The following is a 2,860-nucleotide window of genomic DNA, read 5'->3' on the forward strand; positions in this document are numbered from 1 at the left end:
CAGATAATAAAAAAATAAAAGAGATAATTGCGTCTGGAATTATTTCTGAAGAAGATCTAAATAATGCTAAAATAGCAAAAGGAAGCTGGTATACTTATGCTAAAAAAATAAAAGTTGAAACCCAAGTTCAAAATAATGAAAAGGATTCTAATATTAATTCTATATTAAACGAATTTGATAGTTCAGTTACCTTGCCTGCGGAAGAATTGAAAACAGTAATCATCACGGATCTCTTTTATAATGTTAATGATAAAATAACAGTACATGCGATTGATAATGATGGTAATTCAATAAGATTGATTCCCAATACCGATGCTATTAATGAAACTATAGATTCACTTGAAAATAAGAATATTAGGTCATTTTCTGTGGTAAAACTAAAATTGTTATCTGAAAATATTGAAAGCTCTTATTTAGAAGATAAGCTATGGGATAATAATATTTCCCCTATTTTTATAAGAAATCTTTCAGAAGAAGAAATAAAAGAATTATTGGATTATGATTGTCACCAAGCAGTTAGTGATATCTTCCATGATGAAATTCATCAAGGAAATTTCGTAAAATCTAAGGTTATTGAAAAGTCCATGGGAACTATTAAGATTTCTAAAATAAACCATTTAGAATACGAGACTAATGATCAAAAAGAATGTATTTTGTCTTTTATTGATGAAAAAAATGAAGAGTATAATTTATCAGTAAAGGATTATACATTTAAAAATTATTTAAATAATTTAAGTGAACAGAGAAATTCTTCTGACCAGATTAATGATTTGATTAAATCAAAATTTGAAAATAGGGATTTATATTTGAGGATTGGCCTCCAGCAAATTGCTGAGGACATTCACTGGCTTTATATTACTAGTGTTTATAGTTTTCCAGATTATGAGCCTTAGATAATATTATCATTTCTATTCTTTGTAAAAATAATTATCACAAAATCCTCTTAAAACATAAAAACTCTCATTAATAGTTCTTTCTTTAATATTAGACTTCCTTTGATGAATAAATTCCACTAAATAGTCCGGATGAATCAATTCATAATCTTTAGGATCATATTTTCTAATAACGTGCATACTATTGAGAGCAACCATAGATTTAACCCATAAATCTTTCATATTCACATCATTTTTTATTAAATACTTTCGAAGCTGAGCTGCATTCGCTTTTGTCTGTTTTCCTGGACTTTTATAGCTTTTTTTAAATCCACCATATTCTTTATATTTAGCAGACCAATTATCTCCATCCACTATATGCAGCCCACCAAGATTTTTGGATTCAATAACAAAAATTCCAGTGGGGCCTACTACAATGTGATCTATGTTTCCCCAGGATCCCGGAAGTTTAACATCATTAAAAATATGATAACCGCCATTTAATTTTTTTAAAGATTTTTTAACGGTTTTTTCTCCTTCATAGCCTTTGTACCAGCTTTTTCCATTGGTATAACCATAAAAAATGGGATAAATTCCACCTAAAAAAAGTAATATTCCTAAAAGATTACCATATATAATTCCTAGAATTCCAAAAAAAGATAAAAAAACACCAGACATCATTATGGTGTCATGTTTATATTCCATTTTCTTTAAATAACTTAAATTGAACCGATTTTTTGGATAAACCGATTGATGGTAATCTTCTAAGTACTCATAATATTCCAGTTTCCGGCCACAAGAGCAGAATTCGAAAATTTCATCTGTACTAGAAATTTCATAGTAATGGTTGCAAACAATACATATTAGATATCCCATTGAAGACCCTCATTAACTATATTAAATTTATTAAACAAAAACAATCCCATCCACAACCCCTATAAACTCCCGGGCCTGCTCCAGAGTGACATCATAAGACTCCTTATTATATGTCTCATAAATCACGGCTGGGACTCCGGCCTTTATCAAGGGCCCAGTAATATAATCCGTGCTGGTTGGATTTGGTGGAACATAATAGGTTAACCAACTTAACTTATTTTTTATCTGTTTAGCATATGCTTCTGATTCACTTCCACTTACTGGAGCGAAAATAAAACGATTTTCTTTCCAGTTTCCACTATTGGAATGCACATCAATGGCCATATTAAAATTATTTTTCTCAATATCACTTACCACATATTTATTGGCTAGTAATTGGCCATTCATCCTTCCCTTATTGTAATCGTCCTTGTCTTGTGTCACATTAATCTTGTAAATGTAGTAACAGTATTTGAGTGATTTAGAACTGTTTATAAGTGATTCACTTAATGCCTGGTGGGCCGTATATTCTAGAGGGTGCACCCCTGTGATAGAGGCAATTTTCACCGGAGAACTGGTATTTCCATAGGGCCCCAGCTTCTCAACACTACCATAATCTGTGGCACCTAAAGATACACTAGGGCCTGTAACTGCAGAAGATGGAACGATTATTTCCTCATTAGAGTATAGTAAAAAAGAAAAAATGGTGCTTATGATGAATATCATGGATAATACGGCTATTATCATGATAGTTTTATTTATTTTCATATATTATCCACCCTTTTAAGGGATGCTTATAGTGTCTGGTAATTGGCCATTGGTTTTGTATTGATCTAAAACCTTAGAAAACAGGTTTAACATAGTATCTGGTGCAAGATCAGGCTGGCCAGGGGATCTTATACCCACGTAATTTGGCGCGGCTCCATTTTTATCCATCCATTCATAGGTTCTCTGAGCAATATCCACATATTCACTTTTTGAAAGTGTGGTGCTGGTAATATATCCGTAAGGTTCATCAGGAGAATTAAAATTATTTATAGGAATGCTTCCACCTTTTCCCTCATCTATCAGGACTATGGCCTTGGATAGAATGTACATGCTCTGATATTTGTCCAGGGTCAATGAACCATAAG

The 2,860-nt window shown here is 31.8% G+C and carries 4 protein-coding genes; 1 reads left to right on the forward strand and 3 read right to left on the reverse strand.

Translation table 11 applies throughout. The features are described from left to right. Positions 1–893 (forward strand): hypothetical protein (locus tag Q8S25_RS13895; RefSeq protein WP_305538737.1); only part of this gene is annotated, 893 nt, incomplete at its 5' end. Positions 894–908: 15 nt separating this feature from the next. Here the strand turns inward: Q8S25_RS13895 and Q8S25_RS13900 are convergent. From Q8S25_RS13900 to Q8S25_RS13910, 3 genes are all read right to left on the reverse strand, one after another. Then, on the reverse strand, positions 909–1,577 hold the full coding sequence (locus Q8S25_RS13900; protein ID WP_305538738.1) for a nuclease-related domain-containing protein: 669 nt from the start codon (positions 1,575–1,577) through the stop codon (positions 909–911). Between the two features lie 201 nt (positions 1,578–1,778). After that, entirely contained in the window at positions 1,779–2,495 is a 717-nt protein-coding gene (locus tag Q8S25_RS13905) for a hypothetical protein (protein ID WP_305538739.1), read from the reverse strand. Between the two features lie 15 nt (positions 2,496–2,510). Next, on the reverse strand, positions 2,511–2,860 hold a 350-nt coding region (locus Q8S25_RS13910; RefSeq protein ID WP_305538740.1), incomplete at its 5' end, for a pseudomurein-binding repeat-containing protein.

It is taken from the genome of Sediminibacterium sp. (genome assembly GCF_030695065.1).
In the GTDB taxonomy this organism is placed as follows: domain Bacteria; phylum Bacteroidota; class Bacteroidia; order Chitinophagales; family Chitinophagaceae; genus Sediminibacterium.

Bases quoted from the DNA above. Each gene is read 5' to 3' on its own strand.
- Q8S25_RS13900 (WP_305538738.1), bottom strand. From the start codon at position 1,577: ATGGAATATAAACATGACACCATAATGATGTCTGGTGTTTTTTTATCT.
- Q8S25_RS13905 (WP_305538739.1), bottom strand. From the start codon at position 2,495: ATGAAAATAAATAAAACTATCATGATAATAGCCGTATTATCCATGATA.